Origin of the sequence: Rickettsia massiliae MTU5 (assembly GCF_000016625.1) — a bacterium.
Lineage (GTDB): Bacteria > Pseudomonadota > Alphaproteobacteria > Rickettsiales > Rickettsiaceae > Rickettsia > Rickettsia rickettsii.
In genome coordinates this window covers 1,280,500-1,305,868 of the sequence record NC_009900.1, presented here as the reverse complement: position 1 = coordinate 1,305,868, position 25,369 = coordinate 1,280,500, and the positions used below count along the sequence as shown (strand labels likewise).

The following is a 25,369-nucleotide window of genomic DNA, read 5'->3' as shown; positions in this document are numbered from 1 at the left end:
CTAGTACTCACAGCTTCACGTACTTTTCAAAATGATTTTCTACTGGACAATTAGTCGTATATATGCGACAGTGTAATCATCTCTAGTTACAATTTTTATAACAGATATTCTGCTATTAAATGCAGGTAATAAAGATACTCAAGGCAAAGATATTAAAAAAGCCTTAGAAATAATAGAAGAAGTTTATAAACGAAATTGAGGGTGTTATATGGAAAGTTTACAGATTATTTAAAAGAAAAATTACAAAATGAGGAAATATTAGTAGGGTATATTAATGAAGCGTTAGAGCAATATTTCGTGGATCATAATAATGAGCTATAATGGCTACTTTAAAAGAAGCCATTATAGCAAGAGGAGGTATAGAAAAATCTCTAAAGAAGTTCATATAAATAGACAACATATATATAGAATGTTATCTAGCAAAGGTAATCCAAGTGTCGACAATATAGGATCTTTATTAAACGCTTTAGGCTTACAGTTGAAAGTAGAAGCATGTGCGTTTTTAGTTTTTAATTTTCATTAACCTTGCAAGTTGAGCAAGATATCAAAGAAAATTTTTAAATCCTAATAAATCATAATTCATTTCTAATTGCATTAAATTAGGATTATACTTACTGATGTATAAAAATAAGGTATATCCATATGACCAATGAAAATAATAATGATTCAGAATTTGCTGAATTAAAAATCAGAGGAAAAATATTTAAATTACCTATACTTAAAGCAAGTATCGGTGAGGATGTAATCGATATAAGTAGGGTATCTGCGGAAGCCGATTGCTTTACTTACGACCCGGGTTTTATGTCTACTGCTTCTTGTCAGTCTACTATCACCTATATAGACGGTGATAAAGGAATCTTGCGGCATCGAGGATATGATATTAAAGACTTAGCTGAGAAAAGTGATTTTTTAGAAGTGGCATATTTACTGATTTATGGGGAACTACCAAGTGGCGAGCAGTATAATAATTTCACTAAACAGGTTGCGCATCATTCATTAGTGAATGAAAGATTACACTATTTATTTCAAACCTTTTGTAGCTCTTCTCATCCTATGGCTATTATGCTTGCGGCTGTCGGTTCTCTTTCGGCATTTTATCCTGATTTATTGAATTTTAAGGAAGCAGATTACGAACTTACCGCTATTAGAATGATTGCTAAGATACCTACCATCGCCGCAATGTCTTATAAATATTCTATAGGACAACCGTTTATTTATCCTGATAATTCGTTAGATTTTACCGAAAATTTTCTGCATATGATGTTTGCAACGCCTTGTACGAAATATAAAGTAAATCCAATAATAAAAAATGCTCTTAATAAGATATTTATTCTACATGCCGATCATGAGCAGAATGCTTCTACTTCAACAGTCCGAATTGCCGGCTCATCCGGAGCTAACCCTTTTGCTTGTATTAGCACGGGTATTGCCTCACTTTGGGGACCTGCTCACGGCGGGGCTAATGAAGTGGTAATAAATATGCTTAAAGAAATCGGTAGTTCAGAGTATATTCCTAAATATATAGCTAAAGCTAAGGATAAAAATGATCCATTTAGGTTAATGGGTTTTGGTCATCGTATATATAAAAACTATGACCCGCGTGCCGCAGTACTTAAAGAAACGTGCAAAGAAGTATTAAAGGAACTCGGGCAGTTAGACAACAATCCGCTCTTACAAATAGCAATAGAACTTGAAGCTATCGCTCTTAAAGATGAATATTTTATTGAGAGAAAATTATATCCAAATGTTGATTTTTATTCGGGTATTATCTATAAAGCTATGGGTATACCGTCGCAAATGTTCACGGTACTTTTTGCAATAGCAAGAACCGTAGGCTGGATGGCACAATGGAAAGAAATGCACGAAGACCCTGAACAAAAAATCAGCAGACCTAGACAGCTTTACACCGGTTATGTACATAGAGAGTATAAGGGTATTCGGGAGAGGTAAACATTGTCGTCATTGCGAGCGCGACTGCAAGGAGCGTAGCAATCTCAAGAGATTTGATGAGATTGTTACGTCGCTTCGCTTCTCGCAATAACGTTGAAAATATAAATCATATGCATTTTATTGATGAAGTTAAAATATATATAAAAGGTGGGAACGGCGGCAATGGTTGTGTTAGTTTCCATCGTGAGAAATTTATTGACAGAGGCGGACCGGACGGTGGTGATGGTGGACGTGGCGGTAGTGTTATTTTCAGGAGTAATCACCATCTTAATACGCTAGTAAATTATCGATATAAACAGCATTTTACCGCAGAAAACGGCGAAAACGGTAAAGATTCAAATAGAAGCGGTAAATCAGGAAAATCATTAGTTCTTGATGTTCCGATCGGTACTCAAATCTTTTCCGAGGACGGCAATATATTATTGCATGATTTCACTGTGGATGATCAAAGCTTTGAAATAATTAAAGGAGGAAGTGGTGGTCTTGGTAACAGCCATTTCAAATCGTCGGTTAATCAAGCTCCAAGAAAGCGTACGGAAGGAGAAATTGCCGAAGAAATGTGGATTCATTTAAGTTTAAAACTTCTCTCTGATGTTGGGCTTGTGGGGTTTCCAAATGCCGGTAAATCTACTTTTTTATCCTTTGTAACGGCAGCCAAGCCTAAAATTGCCGATTATCCCTTTACTACTTTAGTGCCGAATCTTGGAGTGGTATATGTTGATGACGAAGAGTTTGTCATAGCCGATATTCCTGGCTTAATTGAGGGGGCTCATCAAGGTCACGGACTTGGCGATAAATTCTTAAAGCATATAGAAAGATGTAATGTGTTAATACATTTAATAGACGGCTCTAGTAATGATGTAGTTGCAGATTATAATACGGTACGTCTTGAGCTTGAATCATATTCCGATTATCTAAAAAATAAAATCGAAATCATATGTCTTAATAAATGCGATGTTCTCACAGATGAGGAAATACAGGAAAAAATAAATAAGTTGCAGAAAGTTACTAATAAAGAAGTTTTTCCTATCTCTACCTACACTAATGCTGGAGTAAATAAAATAGTTAAACTTGCTTTAGAGACTATAAAAAATCAGGAGTAATACTACTAGGTATTGCCTGCGTGGATACTGAGGATTGTCATTGCGAGGATTCCTGAGATTGCCACGCTCACTAACGTTCACTCGCAACGACGACTTGATATCCACGCAATAATACCCCCCTCGCAATGACAATTAATAAACTTTAAATTAAAGTAATACGTTGCTCTTCTGCTTCTAGATATTTCTCTAGCTCTTCCTTAGTATATTTTTTTTCTTTAAGCTTTATTTCGTGATTAAATATATATTGTACAGCTTTATCTTCTAAGGCAGGACCTTTAAGTCCTTCAATTGCTCTAGGATTATTTTTATAAAAATCAAATATCATATTTTCCTGCCCAGGAAAATTACGTGCTTGTTGCATAATAACTTTTCTTAAATCATCAGGCTCTAATTGCAAATTTTTAGATTTTGCATATTCAGCAAGTAATAAGCCTATTCGTACACGGCGTAGGGCTAATTTATTATAATATGCTGTTATTTCTTTAGAGGATTTATCTTTCAATAATGATTCATCTTGTTCATTTTTATCGGTTCCGGACTTTAGAATATTTTTTTCTTGCTCTAATAAAGATTCCGGTACATCAAAATCTAACAATTTTTCTAACTTATCAAATAAGTTCATTTTCATTATAGTATTAATAGCTTCTTCCGACTCATTTTCTATTTGTTTAGTAAAATGTGTACGCAATTCTTCAAGGCTATTACTTTGGAATTTTTTAGCAAATTCGTCATCGATAACGGTAGGTTCTGCAGTATGTACTGCTTTAATTTGTACTACAAAACGAGCATCCTTACCTGCTAAATCTTTAGCATGGTAATTTTCAGGAAAAGTAACATTAACATCTATTTCACTACCTGTTTTAGAACCTATTAATTGTTTCTCAAAACCGGGAATAAGTGCATTACTACCTATTATTACCTTAAAATCATTTAATTTACCGTCCTTAAAAGCTTTCTCCTTGATGTACCCGATTGCATCAATAGTAACCTGATCTCCGGCTTTTATTTTTGCTTTACTTTCTTTAGTATAGTTTTTTGTTAATGCGGCAAGTTTTTCTAGTTGTTCTTCAACATCTTTAGAGTTTACTTCTAATTTTGGACGATCTAGTGAGATTTTTTTAAAATCCGGAATAGTAATTTTAGGTAATAGCTCTATTTTTACGGTAAATTCTAAAGCTTTATCGGATTCATTTTGTAATTCTTCAATTTTGGGTCTACCGATTATATTGAGATTATGCTCTTTAATAACGTGATTTACTGAATGGTTAATTTTTCTTTCTATTATATCATTCCTGACGGAAGTACCGTATTTTTTCTTAACAATTGAAACCGGTACTTTACCGGCTCTAAAACCTGCTATTTTAACCTTTTTGGTTAAATCAAGTAATTCTTTTTGAATATCGTCATCTATCTCACTTAAAGGAGTAGAAATTCTTGCATGAAAATCCAATCCTTCGTTTTTTAATACGGTAATTCCCATTTTAATAATCCATTAATTCTGTATATAGTTTGCTAATCAAAATAAACTAAAGAGCTGAAATATGCAATAGTTTTTGTAAAATCCCATTAGGATTAGGCATTGCTAACTGCGAGTTTCGCAGAACTCACCTTTGCTGGCATATAGTCGTCTATTTTTGCAATCACTAACTATTTCGCGTTAGCACTTAACAGCAATTGAGCCATTTCCATAGCAGTAAGCTCCTGCTTCTTATAATTTTCAAGGGCTTTAATAATTTTGGATATATCAAATATCTTATCGGTATTATTAATATAACAATATTTAGCCCGATTTCCCTTTTTTATTGTATTAATGTTCGGTTCTATTTTTGGTATAGGTTGTAGGTAATAGCGTCTTCATTTCATTTTTATACAAAAGTATCGCTATTTCTTTTGTGTTACTCATCTTGTTAACGCTCATTAATAGCTTATCGTTACTTGTTTGCACTTTTCGAGCAGCCTCTTGAGAGTACGTTTCAACTATCCATACGGCTATTTGGGAAGCAGTAAATTCTTTTCCGGCATTAATCTTAAGAAACTTAATAATTGCGGATTTAAGATCAAATATCTCATAGCATTTATTATCATGATTAATTATGTTATTAATATTGTTAACATAACAATATCTAAAACCAGCGTCCTCTCTTGGTTATTTTAATTTTCGGTTCTATTTTTTGTATAGCGTTCAATAGCTTATTCAATTCATTTCTATAAATCATGATAATAATTTTTCTCTTTCTTACTTTGCTTTTAGCATTAAGTAATCGTTTATCATTGCTTGCTTCCTCTTTTTTCTTTGCTTCTTCAGGATAAGTATCAACTAGCCAGGTTGCTATTTTAGAAGCAGTAAACTCTTTTGCCGGCATGAGTTTTAAGGAGTTTAATAATTGCAGTTTTGCGGTCAAAAAAAGACATATTCGGTAATTATATTAAGTTAAAATTCATATTACTTTATTTTTTAGACATTGCTAAATTAAAGATGGATATTGTCATGAGCTAAGCGACTAGCCCGTAGTCGATTTTGTAGAAGTACTTTTTTCTTTTTTGTTATTGCTCGTTTGTTCTTTATCTGAGTTAACTTTAAAAGCTCAATAATTACAGCTTTGTATTGAAATTTTGCAGAAAAAATAAATTATAAATTCTTCAAAGTAAACAAATTAATTATATAAAAATAAAAAATTAATATTATAGTGGTATAAAAATACAACTATTTTTTAAATTATATAAAGATAAGGGATTTATGGGGTAACCCTTTATTTTTTAAAAAGAATTTAAAGGGTTATATCTTACTTTTTTAGAGTATATTTCAATAAACTAGATGATTTAGGAGCAAAAGCAAGTAAATAAATTGGGTATAAGATTTGTGGCATTGTTAACCAAAGATAGATATCGTCATGAGTTAAACAACTGAAAGTATTGTTGCGTGGAGGCCAAATCGTCATTGCGAGGCGCGAAGCGGACGTGGCAATCCAAAAAAATAATTAAAAAAATTCTGTAAATCAGAATTTTTTACTGGATTGCTTCGTCGAATTACTACGTAATTCTTCTCGCAATGACGGAAGACCGATCCCACGCAGGAATGACATTAAGAGCATTTTTTATTAGACTGCTTCGTCAATTACTGTGTAATTTTCCTCACAATGGCGTTAAGCAATAAGATTTAAGCGTACTTCTTCGTTAAGTTCTTTAGCAGAAGATAATTCTATATCAAGTTCGGCAAATATCTGCACTAAAGCTACAGATAAATCATTGATCATTTTGTCGGTATGGGCAGGGGTTGGGATGATTCGAAGGCGTTCCGTACCTCTCGGTACGGTTGGAAAATTGATATGTTGAACGTAAATACCGTATTCATTAAGGAGCATATTTGAGGCTTTCGCCGCTTTAATCGGATCACCAATAATTATCGGCACTATATGACTTTCATTTTTCAAATAAGGTATATTAAAACGTTCAAAAGAATTTTTAAGTTTTGTAACTACTTCTTGATGTTTTATTCGTTCTGCATTCGATTCTTTAAGATGTCTAATACTATGCGTTGCAGCGGTAGAAATTACCGGCGGCAATGAAGTAGTGAAAATAAACCCTGGAGCGGTTAGTCTTATAGCGTCGACTAAATTATGGTTGCTAGTGATATAACCGCCGATAGTACCATATGCTTTGGCAAGCGTCCCTTGAATAATATCGATTTGATCACTACAATTAAGAAGCTCGGCAATACCGCTACCCTGTTTACCATATAAACCGACCGTATGAACTTCATCGATAAAGGTTAAAGCATTATATTTTTTGGCTAAGTTGATTATATCTTTGATAGGTGAGAAAAAACCGTCCATAGAGTAAGCTGATTCAAAAACAATAATTTTCGGTCTATTAGGTCTATTAATATCGACTGATTGTAAAAGCTCTTCTAGATGCTTAACGTCTAAATGTCTATATATATATTTCTCGGCCCTTGAACTTGTAATCCCTGCAATTATTGATGCATGATTTAGCTCATCGGAGAAAAATACTATATCCGGCATGATTTTAGCAAGACTTGCAAGCGTTGTATCATTTGCAACAAAACCGGATGTAAAAACTAAGGCTGCTTGCTTTTTGTGTAAATTTGCAAGTTCTTTTTCAAGCTCAAGAATGGCGATATTATTACCGCCGATATTGCGAGTTCCGCCTGATCCAACACCGTATTTTAGCAAGGCATCTATAGAAGCTTGCATTACTTTTGCATGTTTACTCATACCCAAATAGTCATTAATGCACCACATAACTATTTGTTTATTAGCGTGTTCTGCAAAAGGAAAATTATCGGCTTGTCTTTTTAAGGTCTTAAATTCTCGATATCTTCCTTCGCTTTTGATCTTATCTATATGTTTGCTAAATATAGTATCGTAATAAGACATTTTCTCGATCTCATTCCCGCGTAGGCGGGAATCCATTTTATTAATTATAAAATTCTATAATCAGATATTTTGAATGTTCTTTCTGGATTCCCGCCTACGCGGGAATGAGATCGAACAGAACAATACTTCCAAAATCACGTTTGCAACTATTCTACATTAAAATTAAAAAAGTTTAAAGTTATAATATGGCTTTTTGTACAATATCGTTTAATCTCTTTGAAAATGCACCTGTATCAGCAACCGGTTCACCCTCTAAAATACAGGCTTGATCAAATATTAGATTAACCAATTCTTCATTATTTTTATTATTTGCTTTTAAGTCGTTAAAGATTTTCTCTATGATTTTATTTTTAGGGTTTAACTCTAGATTTTTAGCTGAGGCATTAGCTATTTGTTTCTGCTCAATCAAAAATCTCTCCATACGAATATCCATAGCAGCATCGCTAACGGCAAGACAAGCAGGACTTGAAGTAAGTTTTTTAGAGATCTTAACTTCTTTTACCAACTCCCCTAGTGTCTCTTTAAAATAATCTGTTAGCAATTTATATTCATCATCGGATTTTTTACTATCTGTATTTTTCTCCTCAGATTGTGAAGTAGTTTGCTCTACATCGATATCACTTCTTGTTGCTGATTTAATAGCATGTTCTTTATACTTGCTATTAACATTTACCCAAAAATCATCCACTGTATCGGTAAAAAGTAATACATCGATTTCTTTACTTAACAACCCTTCGATTTGTGGGCTTGAAAGTAATTTATCGGGGTTATCACCGCTTAAATAATATATAGTACTCTGCCCTTCTTTAAAATTCGCTATATATTCGTCAAGGCTGATCATTTTATTATGCAAGGCACTTCTGAATATGCATACCTCTAATAATTTTTCATGATCGGTAGTAGCCTCGCATAAACCCTCTTTTAAAGCACCGCCGAAATTAGCCCAAAACTTATTATATTCTTCAGGTGATTCCTCTTTCTTTTTTCTAAGCTCGCCAAGCACTCTTTTTGTAATAGCATTTTTGATTTTCTCAAGCACGCTATTATGCTGCAGTGATTCACGGCTAATATTTAGTGGTAAATCTTCTGAATCAACCACGCCTCGTAAAAATCTTAAATATGACGGGATTAAGTCTATATTCTCATCAGATATAAATACTCTTTTTATATATAATTTTACTCGCCTTTTGCGATCAGGGTGGAATAAATCAAATGTTTTGCTTGATGGAATGAAAAGTAGGTTAGTAAATTCTATAGCTCCCTCGTTTTTATTATGCATAGTTATCCAAGGGTCATCAACGGCGTAAGATAGGCTTTTGTAGAATTCTTTATATTGTTCTTCCGTAATTTCCGATTTCGGTCTTGTCCATAATGCAGAAGCTGAATTAAGCTGGATTTCATTATTACCAGCTTCATCAAAGAAATATATCGGTACTGCTATGTGATCGGAATAGCTTTTAACGATGTGTTTTAATCTAAAATGATCAAGGAATGTATCTTCTTCCTTTTTGATATGTAAAACGATTTCCGTGCCTCTTGTGAACTCTTTATCTGAATCTGAGACAGTATATTCACCAAGCCCGTCTGATTCCCAAATATGGACTTTATCTTCCCCAGCTTTTCTTGAGGTTACAGTCACTTTATCGGCTACCATAAAGCTTGAATAAAATCCAACACCAAATTGACCGATTAGCATATTGTCTTTTTTAGAATCACCGGATAGGCTTTTAAGAAAATTTGCCGTACCCGATCTTGCAATAGTACCGAGATTTTCAATTAAATCGTCTTTATTCATGCCGATGCCGTTATCACGGATAATGATTTGTCCGTTATCTTTATCGACTTTAACCGTAATTTTAAAATTGCTATCGCCAGCTACTAATTCACTATTACTTTGAGATAAATAACGTAATTTATCACAAGCATCCGAAGCGTTGGAAATTAACTCCCTCATAAAAATCTCTTTATTACTATAAAGAGAGTGAATCATTAAATTTAAAATCTTGCCAACCTCGGCGTCAAATTTCTTTTTTTCTTGTGTCATAATTATTCCAGTTAATAAATTATTTTTTCGTCATATGACTGCTTATGTCATTCCTGCGAAAGCAGGAATCTAGAAAATAATAAATATAAACTAGATTCCCGCCTATGCGGGAATGACATTGGAAGTCTAGCAACAACTGTACCTTATTTAATATAGGAATTAATAATCAAATTTAAATAGTCTTCATTAATATTTTTTATCAATATCGTTTTTAAGCTATGAGTATGACCTTTAATAATTTCGATATTACTACGTGATAATTTCCATTCTTTTGCTAAATAATTTATGATTTCTTCATTCGCTTTACCTTGTGCCGGTATTGCTTTTATAGATAATTTTAGATATGGGATATTATTAATAATTACAAAATTGCTAATTAGATTTTGTTTAGAATTAGGCTTTACTTTAAAACTAAGTAAAGCCTGATGTGAAGAAGAATTGTAATTGTAGAATTTATCCATGAATATTTTTTATCATATTTGCTTATTATTTTTAATAAAAAAAGAATCCTTGAAACACTTTGCTTAAACTGATATAACGTTTACCATAAATGTTTAGCACCCTTAGCTCAGCTGGATAGAGCAACAGACTTCTAATCTGTGGGTCAGAGGTTCGAATCCTTTAGGGTGCGCCATTCTTCATTTTTCGGTATTTCTACAAACGTATCACAAACCGCAGATGCAGCATAAAATCAAGCTTTTGACCATTTAACTGAATATTAATTGTCTTTTACCAAGTCTCTAAACTAAGCAGCTTTGCTCTTTCTTCTAAATAGTAAATTTATCACCTTATAAAACGAAACATTAATAATTTAATTAAAAATATTTCTCAAGTTTATTAATTAAAGCTTTAATTTCTTTTGTGTTAACTAATATTTAATAATCATGATATCACAAGTATAGCTCCATATGTAGACATAAATATGAAAATTTGCTTAATGGAGCTAATAATGGATTAAAAGAAGAAATGATTATTAATACCCTCAAAGAACTATTATCAGACCATTCTTGTGTAATGCTTAATTTAAAACCTAGTAATAACGAAAAAGAATTTCAAGAAAAATTAGAAAAGATTATTTATACTTATGAAAAAGGGAAGGAAAATCCTGAAATCAAAAAAGAATTAGAGAATCTAGATATATGGTGCAAAGAAACAGCTAAAAAAGATAATTTGCATGTTTTTAAAAATATTGGACAAATTATAAAACATAGTTTTAAAGCTTTGGCTAACATAGGAAATAAAAAAGCTTTCAAAAAAGAACAGAAAGAAGTAGGTATTTATATGGATGCTATAACACATGCTAATAAAAATACTAAACAAACACTAGAACGCATAAGGGCTACTATTAACAAACATAAATCTCCCCTTCCTCATTCTATTACCTACCCCCAAGAATATATCGCAAAAAAGCAAGCGAGGATCTGTAGAAAGATAAATAATAATTACTCGAAGCTGTTAAATGTGTCGATAATCGTCCACTAGGGTGTGCCATTAACCGAAAACCAAAAAGCCGCCTTAATCTTGTTTATTTTCAACTGCGGGGCTGGGGCATTTCAAGCATCAACATTGCGGCAAAAGCTAAACCGAGGTGAATATGCAAACGCTGCTAACGAGTTACTGCGATGGATGCGTGCTAAAGGCGGTCTTAAGCTGCAAGGTTTAGTGAAACGTCGGCAATATTATAGATTATAATTATTACTAACTATTAAAACTTCTGATTATTTTCTTTAATTCTCTAATAATACGCATTTTATAATTTTTGCTGAGTGTCTTAAACTAAGAGATATTACAGGAAACCTGCTATAAATATTTATCAATTAAGCAGACATCACCGGAGGAGGAGCAAAAGATTTTGTCGGATAATTTCCACTTTCTTTCTCCAATTTTTCAAAATGAAATATACCAAATCCAATACTTGTTGGAATCATAATAATTAATACTCCCCAGTTTCCAAAGGTTTTTATTAAATGAGGAAAACCAAAAGAGCTAATAACATACATACAAGCAGCTGATACAGCATATGTAAATGTTTGGAAGTAAAGCATTTAAAGATTGGAAAATGTCTAAAACAATTTGGTACAGCCGGCATAACATTAAGGGCAAAAGCCATGATAAGTGCTTGAATATAGATTAATAATATTTCCTAATGTCTAATTACAAATCAGAGGCATATCTAATATATTAGACCAAACTTTATCCCAACCTTTTGCATGAGCAATATTAGGAAAAGTTTGCTTTTTTACACACGGTGAATTACTTGTTTTTACGTAAAGTGCTGCTATGAAAGGCGGGACTCTTTTGTCATCCATGCCGGAGAGATGTAATTGAGGGATATTATTAACCTGTTTTGCATAATTTATCGGGTTTAAGGATTTAACTAAGTAACCACGATAATTATGATATTTATCAAACTTTTTAGTATCTAAATTACCGGCAATCGTTATAATATCTTTAACATTACTATTTTGAGCGGCAATTAATATTGTAAGCCCGCCGCCACCGGAGAAGCCGACTAAGCTAAATTTTTGTCCGTTATTGATAATATTTATGACATTGTTAATTGAATCTACGACTTCCTGTCCCATTCTTTTATCTAACCAATAATCGCTAATGCATTTTGAGTTCATTTCTAAAGGAGTATATTGGCAAGGTCTTGCTATATAAACAATATTCGGTCTTTTATCCATTGTAGCAAGCTTTAAGAGCATCGGATTAACGGGAGTAGGGTTGTCAGAATTAGCAGATCCATCCGCAAGATGTCCATCTCCCTCAATATAGAATACAAAAGGTAGGTTACGGTTGGTAATACGCTGATAAGTCGTAAGAGTAAAATCACCACCGTTTACTAGCCTCATCTGAAAGTTATTTTGAGTTGCTATATCTTGCGAATGCTTTACCCTGCTAGCTACATCATGAGTAGTAGAACACCCTGAAAGAAATATTGGAAATATTATTGCCCAAATAAAATTTTTCATAACAATTTTGATTAAAACGGTATTTCGTCGTCTAAGTCGCTATGGTCAAAGGAATGATTTTTAGTTTCAGGATGTTTATATTCGCTATGTCCTGAATCTTGAGTATGATTATTAGAGTTTTTACTATCTAATAATATTAATTGTGAATTAAAGTTTTGTAACACAACTTCCGTGGTATATTTTTCTTGACCTGAATTATCATTCCACTTACGGGTTTGCAATGAACCTTCAATGTATAATTTGCTACCTTTTGTGACATAGCGTTCTACAACAGATACTAACCCGTCACTAAATATCACTACTCTATGCCATTCAGTTCGTTCTTTTCGTTCGCTGGTAATGCGATCTTTCCAAGTTTCGGTTGTTGCTAAGGAAAGATTAATGATTTTTTTCCCTTCGCCCGTAGTTCTCACTTCCGGATCACGCCCTACATTACCTATTAATATTACTTTATTTAAACTACCTGCCATAGATTACTACCTACTTATAAAATATTATTATTGCAATAATAAAATAAAAGAGCCTATAATACTACAGGTTTTTTAAAAAATATCTCAAAAATTTTGTAGTGAAGTGATTATGAACCAAGAATATATTAAGGTACGCGGTGCTAAAGAGCATAATCTAAAAAATATAAATGTTAATATTCCAAGGAATAAATTTGTTGTTATCACCGGCCTTAGCGGTTCAGGCAAGTCTTCTTTAGCGTTTGATACTATTTATGCAGAAGGTCAAAGGCGATATGTTGAAAGTTTATCTTCATATGCAAGGCAATTCTTACATTTACAAAATAAACCTAATGTAGAATCTATTTCCGGATTATCGCCTGCTATTGCAATTGACCAAAAAACTACTTCCAAAAATCCACGTTCTACGGTTGGAACTATAACGGAAATTTACGATTATCTTAGGTTATTATATGCAAGGGTGGGTATTCCTTACTCTCCGGCAACCGGTCTTCCGATACATAGCCAAACAGTTTCTGAGATGGTAGATATAATTAACGAATTACCTAAGGGTACGAAAATATATTTACTCGCTCCTATTGTTAGAGGACATAAGGGTGAGTTCAAGCGTGAAATTATGAATCTGAAAAAGCAAGGCTTTCAGAAGTTAATAGTTAACGGGGAAGTTTGCGAAATTGATGATTTACCGAAACTTGATAAAAATAAGAAGCATAATATAGAAGTGATTGTTGATAGAATAGTTCTAGACGAAAGTTTAGGTAATAGACTTGCAGATAGCTTAGAGAGTGCGTTAAATCTTGCCGAGGGTATTACTTATTTGGAAATTGTAGAATTACCGCCGGCAGTTAAGAGCGAGTTTGAAAAAAATCAGCGTATTACTTTTTCTGAGCAATATTCTTGTCCGGTATCGGGTTTTCAGCTTACTGAAATAGAGCCTCGAATCTTTTCTTTTAATAGCCCTTTTGGAGCATGTCCTAAATGTGAAGGGATAGGTAAGGAGTTTTTCTTTGATAGAGATTTAATAGTTCCGGATCAAAGAATTTCTATTAAAGACGGTGCAATAGTGCCTTGGGGTAGTACATCTTCTAAATTTACCCTAGAGACATTAAAGGCTCTTGCCGATCATTATAAATTTTCTATTGAAGTACCTTTTATAAGTTTATCACAAAATGTTAAGGATATTTTATTTGAAGGTTCAGGAGAAGAGGCAATAAAGTTTGAATTTCACGATGGTTCTAAAACGCAAATAATAAAACAACCTTTTGCCGGTATAATACCAAGTTTGCAAGAAAAGGACCGTACTATAGAATCGGTTTTAATTAAAGAAGCACTAGCTAAATTTAAGTCAGAGCATAAATGTACTGCTTGTTCAGGGTTTAGATTAAAAGACGAAGCATTATGCGTTAAAATAGCAAATTTTCATATAGGCGAAGTAGCAGGTATGAGTATTGCAGCCTTGCAAAAATGGTTTAGTCACTTAGAAGAAAAATTAAATAAAAAGCAATTATTTATTGCTGAGCGTATACTCAAAGAAATTACCGAGAGATTAAAATTTCTTATGAATGTTGGGCTTGATTATCTAACGTTATCACGAGAAGCAGGTAATTTATCGGGAGGGGAAAGTCAGCGTATTCGTCTTGCATCTCAAATAGGTTCAGGACTGAGCGGTGTTTTATATGTACTTGATGAGCCGTCTATCGGTCTTCATCAACGAGATAATACAAGATTAATTGAGACACTAAAAAGGCTTAGAGATCTGGGTAATACCGTTTTGGTAGTCGAGCATGACGAAGAAACAATATATGAAGCAGACCATATTATTGATATAGGACCGGGAGCCGGTATTCACGGCGGTCGTGTTATTGCGGAAGGAAATGCTGAAGAAATAAAGAATTTTGAAGAAAGTATCACAGGTAGGTATCTAAGCGGTCGTCAAACAATCAAAGTGCCGTCTGAAACAAGAGTAGGGCATGATAATAGGGCAATTGAATTACTTGGGGCGGTTTCCAACAATTTAGATAATGTTGATATCAAAATTCCGCTTGGTACTTTTACCGCTATAACGGGAGTATCGGGAAGCGGTAAATCAAGCTTGATGATTCATACTCTATATAAAGCGGCTCTAAAGCATTTAGAGCCAACTAGCAAAGTATTTCCCGGCAAATATAGAGAGTTAAAAGGACTTGAATATATTGATAAAATTATCGATATTAATCAATCTCCGATAGGTAGAACTCCTCGTTCAAACCCTGCGACTTATACAGGTGCCTTTACCCATATTAGGGATTGGTTTGTGGAATTACCTGAATCAAAAGCTAGAGGGTATAAAGTAGGTAGATTTTCATTTAACGTTAAAGGCGGTAGATGTGAAGCATGCCAAGGTGACGGGCTAATAAAAATAGAGATGCATTTCCTACCTGACGTATATGTAAAGTGTGATATTTGTAACGGTCACAGATATAATAGAGAAACGCTTGAAATAAAATATAAAGGTAAATCTATTGCCGATATTTTGATGATGACTGTAGAAGATGCGATGCAGTTTTTTGAAAAAATACCGTTAATCTATGAAAAATTAATTACCTTAAATGAAGTGGGTCTAGGCTATATTAAAATCGGTCAGTCTGCTACTACTCTCTCAGGTGGTGAAGCACAACGCGTTAAGCTTGCTAAAGAATTATCAAGACGTTCAACCGGTAAAACGCTTTATATACTTGATGAACCGACTACGGGATTACATATCGACGATATTAATAAATTGTTAAAAGTGTTACATAAGCTTGTTGATATGGGCAATACCGTTTTAGTTATCGAGCATAATTTAGATGTTATAAAAACTGCAGATTATATTATTGACGTCGGTCCTGAAGGTGGCGACAAAGGCGGTAAGATAGTTGTATGTGGCACCCCTGCCGACATCGTTGCATGTGAGGAAAGCCATACCGGTAGATATTTAAAGCAATATTTGGTGTGATCTAATATAAATAGCAAGTTACTCTATATAATTTGCTATTTGATGTATTTCTAAATTATCCTTAACACTCATCCCTTGATTTCGTTAAGACAAATTAATCTAATCCTTGCTATTTTCTAAAATTACCATGTTTTATGGTTTTCTGTAGAATAATTATAAAAGAAGCAATTAATGAAAGTTACATTTAAATAGTATTGAAAAAATTTATAGTTTATTAACTACCGAAGATGACGATTATCTAATGATTAAAGAAATAGTGTTATATAATTTACCGTCTTATTTTCATGTTATATCTGTTCCGAAAAGTCTACCAAGAACTAAAAGCCGAAAGCCCTTAATTATGCTCTAGAATATTCACGTGGCGAGTATCTAGTAGTATATGATGCTGAAGATAAACCTGAACAGCCACTTAAAGCTCTAGCAATGTTGAAAAACTTGCCTCTAGAATATGCTTGTCTTTAAGCTAAGCTTAATTTTTATAATAAAAATGAGAATATTTTAACCAAAATAATGGTATGGACCTACCCTATATACAGAATGAGAAGCAGAAGCTAATCTTCTAGGATAGGAAATGAATCCTAAACAACAATAAGGAGGTCCATATGGAAGTTACCACAATTGGTATAGATATTGCAAAAAGAATTTTTCAAATTCACGGTGTAGATAAAAATGGTAAGACAATATTAAAGAAAAAATTAATGAGAGAGCAGGTTATAACTTTTATGGCTAATTTACCAAGAAGATGTCTAGTAGGCATGGAAGCTTGCGGTGGTTCTAGCTATTGGGCAAGAGAATTAACAAAATTAGGTCATAATGTAAAACTAATGGCTCCACAATTTGTTAAGCCTTATGTTAAAACTAATAAAAATGATCAAGCTTGATGCAGAAGCAATATGTGAGGCAGTAGCAAGACCTAATATGAGGTTTGTGCCTATCAAAACTGTAGAGCAACAAGATATTTTATTTATTCATAGGGTAAGACAGAGATTGGTAAAAAATCGTACAGCTCTTGCTAATGAGATCAGGGGATTATTACATGAATTTGGTTTTGTTATTCCGCAAGGAATCAATAAGATTATGACAAAATTAACCGAAATTTTAGATGAAGGGGATTTAAGTCAGCTAAGCTATCGAACGTTTAGTGAGTTAAAAGCAGAATTTCTAGAGAATGATAAAAAAATAAAAGAATTAAAACAAAGATTAAAAATTATAGCTAGCCAGTATAGTAATCACCAACAACTAATGACGATACCAGGTATAGATTTAATAACTGCTACAGCCTTAATAGCATCAATAGGTAATGCTAGTTGTTTTAAAAATGGCAGGCAATTATCAGCATGGCTAGGATTAGTGCCAAGGCAACATTCTAGTGGTGGCAAAGATAAGTTGCTTGGTATTAGTAAAAGAGGTGATATCTATTTACGCACTTTGTTGATTCAAGGAGCAAGAGCAGTACTGAATAGTAAGATAAGATTTACCACGGAAGAGCAAAAATCTAAAAAAGATTATAGCAAGTTTACCAAGTGGATGTTTAATTTATCTGAACGAAATGGGCATAATAAAACAACTGTTGCAGTAGCTAATAAACTAGCAAGAGTGGTGTTTACAGTACACAGTTCAGGTAATGATTATACTGAGAGTAAAGTTTGTAGCTAAAGAATTGGTACAAATAGTTGACGAGATAATATTATAGGTAAGTAGAAATTTAATAGATTCTAATCCGGAATATGCGAAAGAATGATAATATTGATGGTAAATAAGACGAACCTTAGCTTACAAAAAAACTGAACTGGACAATGACTCTTTAGAAGTCGACAAAATGATAAGTAATATAGTTTGTAAGCCAGCGAATTCCATCAGGGCTATAGGGTAAATTTAAAGTGATTTATTAACTATAAGCCGGATACATGACTGCATTCGATTTTTTTGCTGTTATATATTATTTTTTTCTTGCATTATCGGGTAGGTCCATACAAGTCTAGTGATACATTAAAAGAATTATTAGAAAATAATTTTGATCAATTAAATATTAATGATGTTTTTGAAAAAATACATACACAATATTTAATTACAAATACACGCCTTAAAAAAATCTTATTAGTAAAGAACTATGTAAGGAAGTATTGCCATATTGTCAAATAATCGCTGACTTATATACAGGGAATGGCGGTTAAATTCTTTAAAAATGGCTAAAAAATTATCTACTTACTTTGGAAATTTAGGAGATATAAAAAGTTACTTAAAAACTGTTAATTATGATACAAAAGAAACAATAGAATTGAGTTTTCAATTTAATTTACCACAAAAATTGTCTTCCAAAACATTAGAATTTTTTCAAATTTTAAATAAATCTGGGAAGAGACTCATTATATATTTTCAGTAATGCACACTTATTGGAAAAAACTGAAAAATTTCAAAAAATTCTTAAAGAAAATAAATTAAATGATTTTCAGCAGATAACTAAAAATGATTTAAAAGAATTAGTAAATCAAGTAACTGAAATAGTGATTAAAGAATCTTATAAGTACAACGAAGAAGAATTATCAGAAAAAAATAAATTACATGCAAAAAATTTAGCTCATTTTTCTTTAAAAGGAAAACTAGATAATAATAGTTTTCAAAAAGCATTGAACTTTATAAAAGAAGATAAGTTAAAAAAAGAAGATTATATGCCTGATATTAATTTTGATATAGAGGTAAAAGGCAAAAAGTATAATTTTTCTAAATTACCTGCTGATGATATGAGAGGTTTTATGCTTGGTAAATTTAGTAATTCTTGCCAATCTATAGGACATGATTCCGCAAGATGTGTTTTAGACGGTATGAGTAAAGCAAATGCCGGTTTTTATATAATTACGGATGATAAAGGAAATATAAGAGCTCAGTCATATGCTTGGTTTGCTGGAGAGGGAAAAAAGAATGAAAAAGCCACTTCTATGGTACTAGATTCATTTGAGCATTTAGGGAAAGAAGATAAATTATTATTTGTACCTATAATAAATAAATTGAGAGAAGCATTACAAAAACAAGCATTAAATTTATATGTAGGATGTGGAAACTCCTAAACTTGATATAAACACTATACTTCATCCAAAACCAATGGAGCAAGATTTATATATGGCGATGCAACAAATGTTTATCCTATTACAAGAGAAGTACCAACAATAGAATTAAACTTAGGAAAAAATGCTAATAACCAGGTTAATCAATATTTCTACTATTGAAGAGCTAAAAACTGATAGTAAATTACTACAACAAATTATAATAAGTAAGCAAATTAACCGAGATTTAACAGAAGAGGAAATATCATTGCTTAACATAGGTTTTACTTTTGCACAAATTTCGAATATAGAAAAAACGATAAATAAGAATTCTTTGTTGAAAATGACTATAATATAAAAAGTTTGACTGACGCCGGTGTTAGTGTGAAAGAATTACTTGCAATGGAACCAAGTCAGCAAGACTTAGTTATTAAAAATAGTTTGCGGGTAAAAATCTTAATTGACGACGGTCTTAGTATAAAAAAATTACTTGCTATGGTATAGGTCAGCAGAAACTCTTTATTGAAAATAGTTATAAGGTAAAAAGCTTATCCTAAGGCCCGGCTCACTACGAAAGAATTGTTTAATGTGATAACAGGCCAATAAGAATCAGGTAATACAAATGAAAATGATTTAACGCAGTTCTCGATAATACGGATTAAAAGTAGAGGTGATAGGGTGATGATGCTACAGAACAAGCTTAGGTGAGTGTGGAATACAATTCAAGTATAATAGAATTCTTGCATAACATAGCTAATAAGGAGAGATCCTTTTGGAGACAAATAAGTGATGCAAGAATTCTAATGCTTATGGTCATGGTGGTGGGTATAGAAGCCTAGAGCAGAAAGTGCATTTGAGAATTCAGAGTTAGGAGTTATTTCATTTGGTATTCCGCTGCAACATATGTGACCGTTTAAGCATATCACTTGATCGGAGTTTTTTATTACGGTAAATAAATCATGAGAAATCATAAAAACCGTAATATTTAGCTTTTTACGAATCAAATTAATAAGCTGATAAAATTCTTGTTGGCTTGTTACGTCTAAAGACTGTAACGGTTCATCTAAAATAATTAAGTCGGGATTATTAACTATTGAACATGCAAGAACTACCTTTTGAAACTGCCCTCCTGAGAGCTTAGAAATTTCTTGATCTTTTATATGTTCCAAATCAATAAATGAGTTAATCTCTTTAATATTGTTATTAAAATTACTTGGTGCTAACAAATCTAAAAATTTTTTTACTGTAATAGGTAAATCAGGGGGTAATCCGAACTTCTGCGGTACATATCCAATTTTTAGTTTGGGATCAATTATAATCTCGCCGTTTGTAGGTTTTTCAAGTCCAAGCATTAATCGTACTATGGTAGTTTTACCTGCACCGTTAGGTCCGATTAAAGTAGTGATATTATTTTTTTTGACAGTGAAACTAACGTTATTTATCGGCAATTTATTACCGAATTTTTTAGATACGTTACGAAACTCGATTATAGGTTGTTGCATGTGTCAGTTCACTTCTGTGTCATCCCGTGGTTAAGCCACGGGATGACCACAGTGGACAATAAATAGCATTCATTAAATAGAATAAATGCCGATTAGTTCTGCCTCGGCAAGTAAATGTTTTTGCAGGGCTAATACTAAATCTTGTTTGCTAGCATTCTCATCAAACTCAAGATAATCATTTAGAGCATTAAGGACCGCCGTATTTTTTTTCTTGCCGCTTCTATTTGTTCTTCTGAAAGCTTAGTAATAGAAGCAGAAATATTATATATTACCCAATGATACCATATACCGTGTGGCGGTGTTATTTCTACCGGTGCATCCGGATCATCCATTATAAGTGCAAAAGATTTAGTATCTGAAGGAGCATTACTCCATTCTAAATGTAGATGCGGTGAAACATTTTGTCCTTTACAAGTAAATTTATCAGGAATGCGATCATTATGTTTAAATGCCGTACTTGTGTTATTATGAAAGTCATAGGTTGCTTCTTTTGTTATAACGTCATTACGAGCAGCCATAAGCTGCGTGGCAATCTCATGAAATAATAAAATTTCTGAGATTGCTTCGGCAATTACTTTGTAATTTTCCTCGCAATGACGTTTTGTCTATCAATTCACAACTTGCCATTGTCCGTCAGGTTGGCGGCATGCATTACCGTATGCTTTTTGTTGTTTTCCGCCTATTACAACTGTTTGAGTGTACTCACGGCAATATTGACCGGTGCTATTTCTATAAGTTTTATTAGGTGTTATGTAACCGTAATTGCCGTTATCCGGATTACGCCATTCTACGTTACTACCGCTAGGAGCTGTTTCTAAAGCTCTCTGTGAGGCAAGCTCTGCAAGTCTTCTATCCTGCTCATCTATACCTGCACCGATTTGTCCACCAAGAACTGCTCCAAGTAATGCACCTACACCTACTCCAACAAGCTGTCCTTTGCCCTTACCGAATTGAGAACCAAGTAATGCGCCTCCAGCACCGCCAAGAAGTGTTCCTGTACCTTGTTTATTCATACCGCCCGGACCGTTACAGGCTTGTAACATAGAAGCTGCAAGAGCTATAATCATAATTTTAGATAATAGTTTCATATAATTCTCTCTAAATTAATATATAATTTAATAAGTATATGGTTTTTAGAATTTTGTAAAGCTAAAACTAGATTCTGTAAACATAATTTAAATTATTTGTATTTTAAAATATTATTTTTAATTTTGTTCACGGAACCTCATTATAATTGAATTTTATATTTTCTTTGTTAAACTACAAAAAATAAATTGGAAAGATTTGTCATGGATACTAATAGCCGTAATCGGTTAATAAAATCGGCATCTTATTTATCGGTTACTACGGCATTAATTATTTTAAGTATAAAATTATATGCTTGGGTTGTTACCGATTCGCAATCAATCCTTGCTTCTTTAATTGATTCAATGCTTGATATAACTTCCTCCTTTATTAATCTAATAGCTTTAAGATTTGCCCTGCAACCGCCGGATCATCATCATCGATTCGGGCATGAAAAAATGCAGGATTTAACAATTTTTTCTCAATCGATATTTTTCTTTGCTTCAGCTTTTTTTGTATGCTTTTCTTCGGTTAAATCTTTATTTGAAAAAACAAAACCGGAGAATATTAGCGACGGTACTACTGTAATGTATGTATGTATATTCTTAACAATTATTTTAGTGCTTTACCAAACTTATGTAATTAAAAAAACAAGATCGGAAATAGTAAAAGCCGATAAGCTTCATTATTTCACGGACTTACTAACTAATGTTATAGTAATTATCTCTATAAATTTAAGTGATTATTTTTGGTGTGTTGACCCATTATTTGGTGTAGTTATTTCGTTATATATATTTCACTCTTCTTATTCTTTATTTAAAAAGGCATTTAAAAATTTAGTAGATCATGAATTACCCGAACAAGATAGACAAAAAATTATCTCGATAGTTAATAACCATTTAGGGGTAAAAGGTATGCACGAAATGAAAACTAGATATGCTGGTCAAAAAGCTTTTATCCAGTGCCATCTGGAAATGGACGGCAATATGTCGCTTTATAATGCTCATAAAATTAGCGATGAGATTGCTTTTGAAATATTGCAGGAATTTCCGGAGGCTGAAATAATTATCCACCAAGATCCTTTTGGAATCGAAGAATACGTAAATTACCGTGAATATATTGTTAGATAAAGAAGCTAATTTTAATAATTTTTTCATGGAGCAAGCTTTAAAACAAGCCAAGATTGCTTTTGATAAAAATGAAGTCCCGGTCGGAGCGGTAATTGTAGATAGGTTAAATCAGAAAATTATTGCTAGTACCCATAACAATACGGAAGCAAAAAATAACGCTCTTTATCATGCTGAAATTATTGCTATTAATGAAGCATGTAATCTTATATCTTCTAAAAATTTAAATGATTATGATATTTACGTTACTTTAGAACCTTGTGCTATGTGTGCGGCAGCTATAGCTCATAGCAGGTTAAAACGTTTATTTTACGGGGCTTCTGATTCCAAGCACGGAGCAGTCGAAAGTAATTTGCGATATTTTAACAGTAGTGCTTGTTTTCATAGACCGGAAATATATAGCGGAATTCTTGCCGAGGATTCGGGGCTATTAATGAAAGAGTTTTTTAAGAGGATAAGAACTGTTATTTCTAGCTACAGTGATAACCTAGATGATGTCATTCCCGCGAAGGCGGGAATCCACAAAAAATTTTTAAAAACAAAAAGTTAATGGAAATTATATTTAGTTTTTATTTACTGGATTCCCGCTTTCGCGGGAATGACATAGAAGATTGCAAGAATGACATAAAGAACTAAGAAAAACATGCTAAAACTATTAACCCCCTATTATTTTAATAAATTATCAAAGATTATAATACCTATATTAGCTATATCTACTTGCGTAATGATGATTATAGGTCTTTATTTAGCCCTCATAGTTTCGCCGGTAGATTATCAGCAAGGTGAGTTTGTACGCATTATGTATGTTCATGTCCCTGCCTCTTGGATGGCTCTTGGTGTTTATGTTTTCATGGCAGCATGCAGCTTTAGCTATTTAGTATGGAAAACTACTATTAGCTATTTGTTAGCTGTAGCTTCTAGTTACGTTGGGGCTACTTTTACTTTGATTAGTTTAGTAACAGGTTCTTTATGGGGAAAACCTATATGGGGGACATGGTGGGTTTGGGATGCAAGACTTACCTCCATGCTCATATTATTTTTATTATATTTAAGCTATATTATTATAGTGAATAGTGCGGATAATATAAGAAAGGCACAAAATCCTTCTTCTATTATTGCTCTTATCGGACTGATTAACATACCGGTAGTAAAATTCTCGGTAAATATTTGGTATAGCCTGCATCAGCCTGCTAGTGTTTTAAGGCTAGGGAGTCCAACTATTCACTCTTCAATGCTAAAGCCTTTAATTATCATGTTTATTAGTTTTATATTATATTTTCTATTAGTATTACTTTTAAGAACTTCTATATTAATCGACAAAATCAAAAACAGATAATAAAATGACTTATGTTGTAACCGATGAATGCGTAAAATGTAAATATACCGATTGTGTTGAAGTATGTCCTGTAGATTGTTTTTATGAAGGTGAAAGGGAAGATGATTTTATGTTAGTCATTAACCCCGATGAATGTATAGATTGTGGCGTTTGTGTTCCTGATTGTCCTATAGGTGCTATTAAACCCGAATCACCGGGGTTAATAGAATGGGTAGAACGTGCAAAAGATTTTATAGAAAATAAAGGATGGAAAAATATTACCAAAAAAAAACCTGCTTTGCCTGATGCCGATAAATTTAAAGATGAGAAAGATAAGTTTAATAAATACATAGGTTCTGTGAAGATTGCTAATTAGATTTGTTATTTTGAGATATTTTTAAGCGAAAATTATAAGCTTTTTGAAGGAATAGTTAAATCCTATTTCAAAAAAATCTTATAATTTGTAGCAATCTTCACAGAACCTAAAATAACATGCATTAACTATATGTGTTTATTTTGTCACAAAACTTAATAAAAGCTTTATTATATGAATCTAATTGCCGATTAAATATAGCACTAAAAAATATAATATGTTATATATGCCATTAAGATAATGTTTAATTATTTAATTTGAGGTGCTAATCATGCAAAAGTTACTTTTAATAGCTGCTACAAGTGCAACAATTTTATCTTCTAGCTTATCATTTGCCGAGGGCATGGATAATGAGTGGTATTTAAGAATAGATACCGGTGCAGCAATGTTTAATGAAGAAAAAGATAAGGCAACCGGTGTTAAATTAAAATCTAATACAACTGTTCCAGTTGATTTAGGTATCGGTTATTATATTTCCGAAAACTGTAGAGCCGATTTAACTTTAGGTACTATAATCGGTGGAAAATTAAAGAAATCCGGAGCTGCGACTAATGCACCTTTTACCGGTACTAATGTTTCAGCAAGCCATAAACCTACTATTACACGTTTACTTATTAACGGTTATGTAGATTTAACTAATTTTGATATGTTCGATGTTTTTGCTGGTGCAGGTGTTGGTCCTGCATTAGTTAAAGAAAAAATTACATATAATGGGATAACCGGTCTTTCATCTAACACTAAAAACAGAACTAATATTTCTTACAAGCTAACTTTAGGTACTTCTGCACAAATTGCTGACGGTGTTAAAGTAGAACTAGCTTATAGCTGGATAGATGATGGTAGAACAAAAAGTAAGAATGTAATTTACCCAGGAACAAGTGTACCAACCGGTGGTATGCGTTATCAAAGCCACAACTTAACAGCTGGTATAAGATTTGATATATAATTAACAAGAATATATTAATAGTTTTAGGTAATAACCTAATATCATACCGTGGCTTATTAACCACAGTATCTAGAAATACAAGAAAAAAGA

22 protein-coding genes, 1 tRNA gene and 4 pseudogenes are annotated in these 25,369 nt (G+C 32.7%); 15 read left to right on the top strand and 12 right to left on the bottom strand.

Going from position 1 to position 25,369, the window contains the following annotated elements; all coding sequences use genetic code 11:
• The first annotated feature begins 642 nt into the window (after positions 1-642).
• Both RMA_RS07075 and obgE read left to right on the top strand, forming a co-directional pair.
• Entirely contained in the window at positions 643-1,950 is a 1,308-nt protein-coding gene (locus RMA_RS07075; RefSeq protein ID WP_014366155.1) for a citrate synthase, read from the top strand.
• 110 nt (positions 1,951-2,060) lie between these two features.
• Positions 2,061-3,053, top strand: a complete 993-nt coding sequence (gene obgE / locus RMA_RS07070) for a GTPase ObgE (protein ID WP_041405059.1) — start codon at positions 2,061-2,063, stop codon at positions 3,051-3,053.
• Positions 3,054-3,195: 142 nt separating this feature from the next.
• Here obgE and tig read toward each other — a convergent pair whose 3' ends face one another.
• From tig to RMA_RS07045, 6 genes are all read right to left on the bottom strand, one after another.
• Positions 3,196-4,533 carry a trigger factor gene (tig, locus tag RMA_RS07065; protein ID WP_041404900.1) on the bottom strand — a complete coding sequence of 446 codons (1,338 nt, stop codon included), beginning with the start codon at positions 4,531-4,533 and terminating at the stop codon, positions 3,196-3,198.
• Between the two features lie 327 nt (positions 4,534-4,860).
• Positions 4,861-4,998 (bottom strand): hypothetical protein, encoded by a 138-nt coding sequence (locus RMA_RS11505; RefSeq protein ID WP_238375476.1) that lies wholly within the window; start codon positions 4,996-4,998, stop codon positions 4,861-4,863.
• 178 nt (positions 4,999-5,176) lie between these two features.
• On the bottom strand, positions 5,177-5,416 hold the full coding sequence (locus RMA_RS08980) for a hypothetical protein (protein ID WP_238375475.1): 240 nt from the start codon (positions 5,414-5,416) through the stop codon (positions 5,177-5,179).
• A 780-nt stretch (positions 5,417-6,196) separates the two neighbouring features.
• A complete protein-coding gene (gene hemA / locus RMA_RS07055; protein ID WP_041404899.1) occupies positions 6,197-7,450 on the bottom strand; it encodes a 5-aminolevulinate synthase in 1,254 nt (417 codons plus the stop codon).
• A gap of 178 nt (positions 7,451-7,628) precedes the next feature.
• Complete coding sequence (gene htpG / locus RMA_RS07050; protein ID WP_041404898.1) at positions 7,629-9,494, bottom strand: molecular chaperone HtpG; 1,866 nt, start codon at positions 9,492-9,494, stop codon at positions 7,629-7,631.
• A 143-nt stretch (positions 9,495-9,637) separates the two neighbouring features.
• Positions 9,638-9,955: a DUF167 domain-containing protein gene (locus RMA_RS07045; protein ID WP_014408024.1), complete on the bottom strand. Its 318-nt coding sequence runs from the start codon at positions 9,953-9,955 to the stop codon at positions 9,638-9,640.
• 96 nt (positions 9,956-10,051) lie between these two features.
• Here RMA_RS07045 and RMA_RS07040 point away from each other — a divergent pair.
• The 3 genes from RMA_RS07040 (at position 10,052) to RMA_RS07030 (ending at position 11,186) form a co-directional block, all read left to right on the top strand.
• A tRNA-Arg gene (locus tag RMA_RS07040) sits at positions 10,052-10,128 on the top strand.
• A 296-nt stretch (positions 10,129-10,424) separates the two neighbouring features.
• Positions 10,425-10,976 carry a hypothetical protein gene (locus tag RMA_RS07685; RefSeq protein WP_238375474.1) on the top strand — a complete coding sequence of 184 codons (552 nt, stop codon included), beginning with the start codon at positions 10,425-10,427 and terminating at the stop codon, positions 10,974-10,976.
• Between the two features lie 3 nt (positions 10,977-10,979).
• The gene (locus RMA_RS07030; protein WP_041404897.1) at positions 10,980-11,186 is read left to right on the top strand and encodes a lysozyme; all 207 of its coding nucleotides are present in this window, start codon (positions 10,980-10,982) and stop codon (positions 11,184-11,186) included.
• Positions 11,187-11,311: 125 nt separating this feature from the next.
• On the opposite strand, the pseudogene RMA_RS11500 reads toward RMA_RS07030, so the two are convergent.
• The 3 genes and pseudogenes from RMA_RS11500 to RMA_RS07015 form a co-directional block, all read right to left on the bottom strand.
• Positions 11,312-11,604 (bottom strand): annotated as a pseudogene (locus tag RMA_RS11500) (hypothetical protein).
• A gap of 40 nt (positions 11,605-11,644) precedes the next feature.
• Positions 11,645-12,469, bottom strand: a complete 825-nt coding sequence (locus RMA_RS07020) for an alpha/beta hydrolase family protein (RefSeq protein WP_014408021.1) — start codon at positions 12,467-12,469, stop codon at positions 11,645-11,647.
• 11 nt (positions 12,470-12,480) lie between these two features.
• Positions 12,481-12,939, bottom strand: a complete 459-nt coding sequence (locus tag RMA_RS07015; RefSeq protein WP_012153223.1) for a single-stranded DNA-binding protein — start codon at positions 12,937-12,939, stop codon at positions 12,481-12,483.
• A gap of 109 nt (positions 12,940-13,048) precedes the next feature.
• On the opposite strand from RMA_RS07015, the gene uvrA reads away from it, so the two are divergent.
• From uvrA to RMA_RS11490, 5 genes and pseudogenes are all read left to right on the top strand, one after another.
• A complete protein-coding gene (gene uvrA / locus RMA_RS07010; protein ID WP_041404896.1) occupies positions 13,049-15,910 on the top strand; it encodes an excinuclease ABC subunit UvrA in 2,862 nt (953 codons plus the stop codon).
• A gap of 602 nt (positions 15,911-16,512) precedes the next feature.
• Positions 16,513-17,566: pseudogene (locus RMA_RS07005) on the top strand (IS110 family transposase).
• A 482-nt stretch (positions 17,567-18,048) separates the two neighbouring features.
• Positions 18,049-18,387: pseudogene (locus RMA_RS12160) on the top strand (hypothetical protein); the annotation flags it as partial.
• A gap of 192 nt (positions 18,388-18,579) precedes the next feature.
• Positions 18,580-18,849: pseudogene (locus RMA_RS12155) on the top strand (hypothetical protein); the annotation flags it as partial.
• A 247-nt stretch (positions 18,850-19,096) separates the two neighbouring features.
• Positions 19,097-19,309, top strand: coding sequence for a hypothetical protein (locus RMA_RS11490; RefSeq protein WP_238375472.1), 213 nt, complete (start codon positions 19,097-19,099; stop codon positions 19,307-19,309).
• 442 nt (positions 19,310-19,751) lie between these two features.
• On the opposite strand, the gene RMA_RS06980 is transcribed toward RMA_RS11490, so the two are convergent.
• The 3 genes from RMA_RS06980 to RMA_RS06970 form a co-directional block, all read right to left on the bottom strand.
• The gene (locus RMA_RS06980; RefSeq protein ID WP_012153221.1) at positions 19,752-20,453 is read right to left on the bottom strand and encodes a metal ABC transporter ATP-binding protein; all 702 of its coding nucleotides are present in this window, start codon (positions 20,451-20,453) and stop codon (positions 19,752-19,754) included.
• Positions 20,454-20,632: 179 nt separating this feature from the next.
• The gene (locus RMA_RS06975) at positions 20,633-20,971 is read right to left on the bottom strand and encodes a YbhB/YbcL family Raf kinase inhibitor-like protein (RefSeq protein ID WP_238375471.1); all 339 of its coding nucleotides are present in this window, start codon (positions 20,969-20,971) and stop codon (positions 20,633-20,635) included.
• A 90-nt stretch (positions 20,972-21,061) separates the two neighbouring features.
• Positions 21,062-21,541, bottom strand: a complete 480-nt coding sequence (locus RMA_RS06970; protein ID WP_012153219.1) for an RT0821/Lpp0805 family surface protein — start codon at positions 21,539-21,541, stop codon at positions 21,062-21,064.
• A 201-nt stretch (positions 21,542-21,742) separates the two neighbouring features.
• Between RMA_RS06970 and RMA_RS06965 the strand changes: the two genes are divergently transcribed.
• From RMA_RS06965 to RMA_RS06945, 5 genes are all read left to right on the top strand, one after another.
• Positions 21,743-22,648, top strand: a complete 906-nt coding sequence (locus tag RMA_RS06965) for a cation diffusion facilitator family transporter (protein ID WP_041404895.1) — start codon at positions 21,743-21,745, stop codon at positions 22,646-22,648.
• Entirely contained in the window at positions 22,629-23,195 is a 567-nt protein-coding gene (locus RMA_RS06960) for a nucleoside deaminase (RefSeq protein ID WP_014366136.1), read from the top strand. Before RMA_RS06965 ends, RMA_RS06960 begins: the two co-directional genes overlap by 20 nt.
• Before the next feature lie 93 nt (positions 23,196-23,288).
• Complete coding sequence (locus tag RMA_RS06955) at positions 23,289-23,981, top strand: heme ABC transporter permease (protein WP_012153216.1); 693 nt, start codon at positions 23,289-23,291, stop codon at positions 23,979-23,981.
• A gap of 4 nt (positions 23,982-23,985) precedes the next feature.
• Positions 23,986-24,336, top strand: a complete 351-nt coding sequence (locus RMA_RS06950) for a ferredoxin family protein (protein ID WP_012153215.1) — start codon at positions 23,986-23,988, stop codon at positions 24,334-24,336.
• A gap of 268 nt (positions 24,337-24,604) precedes the next feature.
• Positions 24,605-25,279, top strand: coding sequence for an outer membrane beta-barrel protein (locus RMA_RS06945; RefSeq protein WP_041404894.1), 675 nt, complete (start codon positions 24,605-24,607; stop codon positions 25,277-25,279).
• The last annotated feature ends 90 nt before the right edge of the window (positions 25,280-25,369 follow it).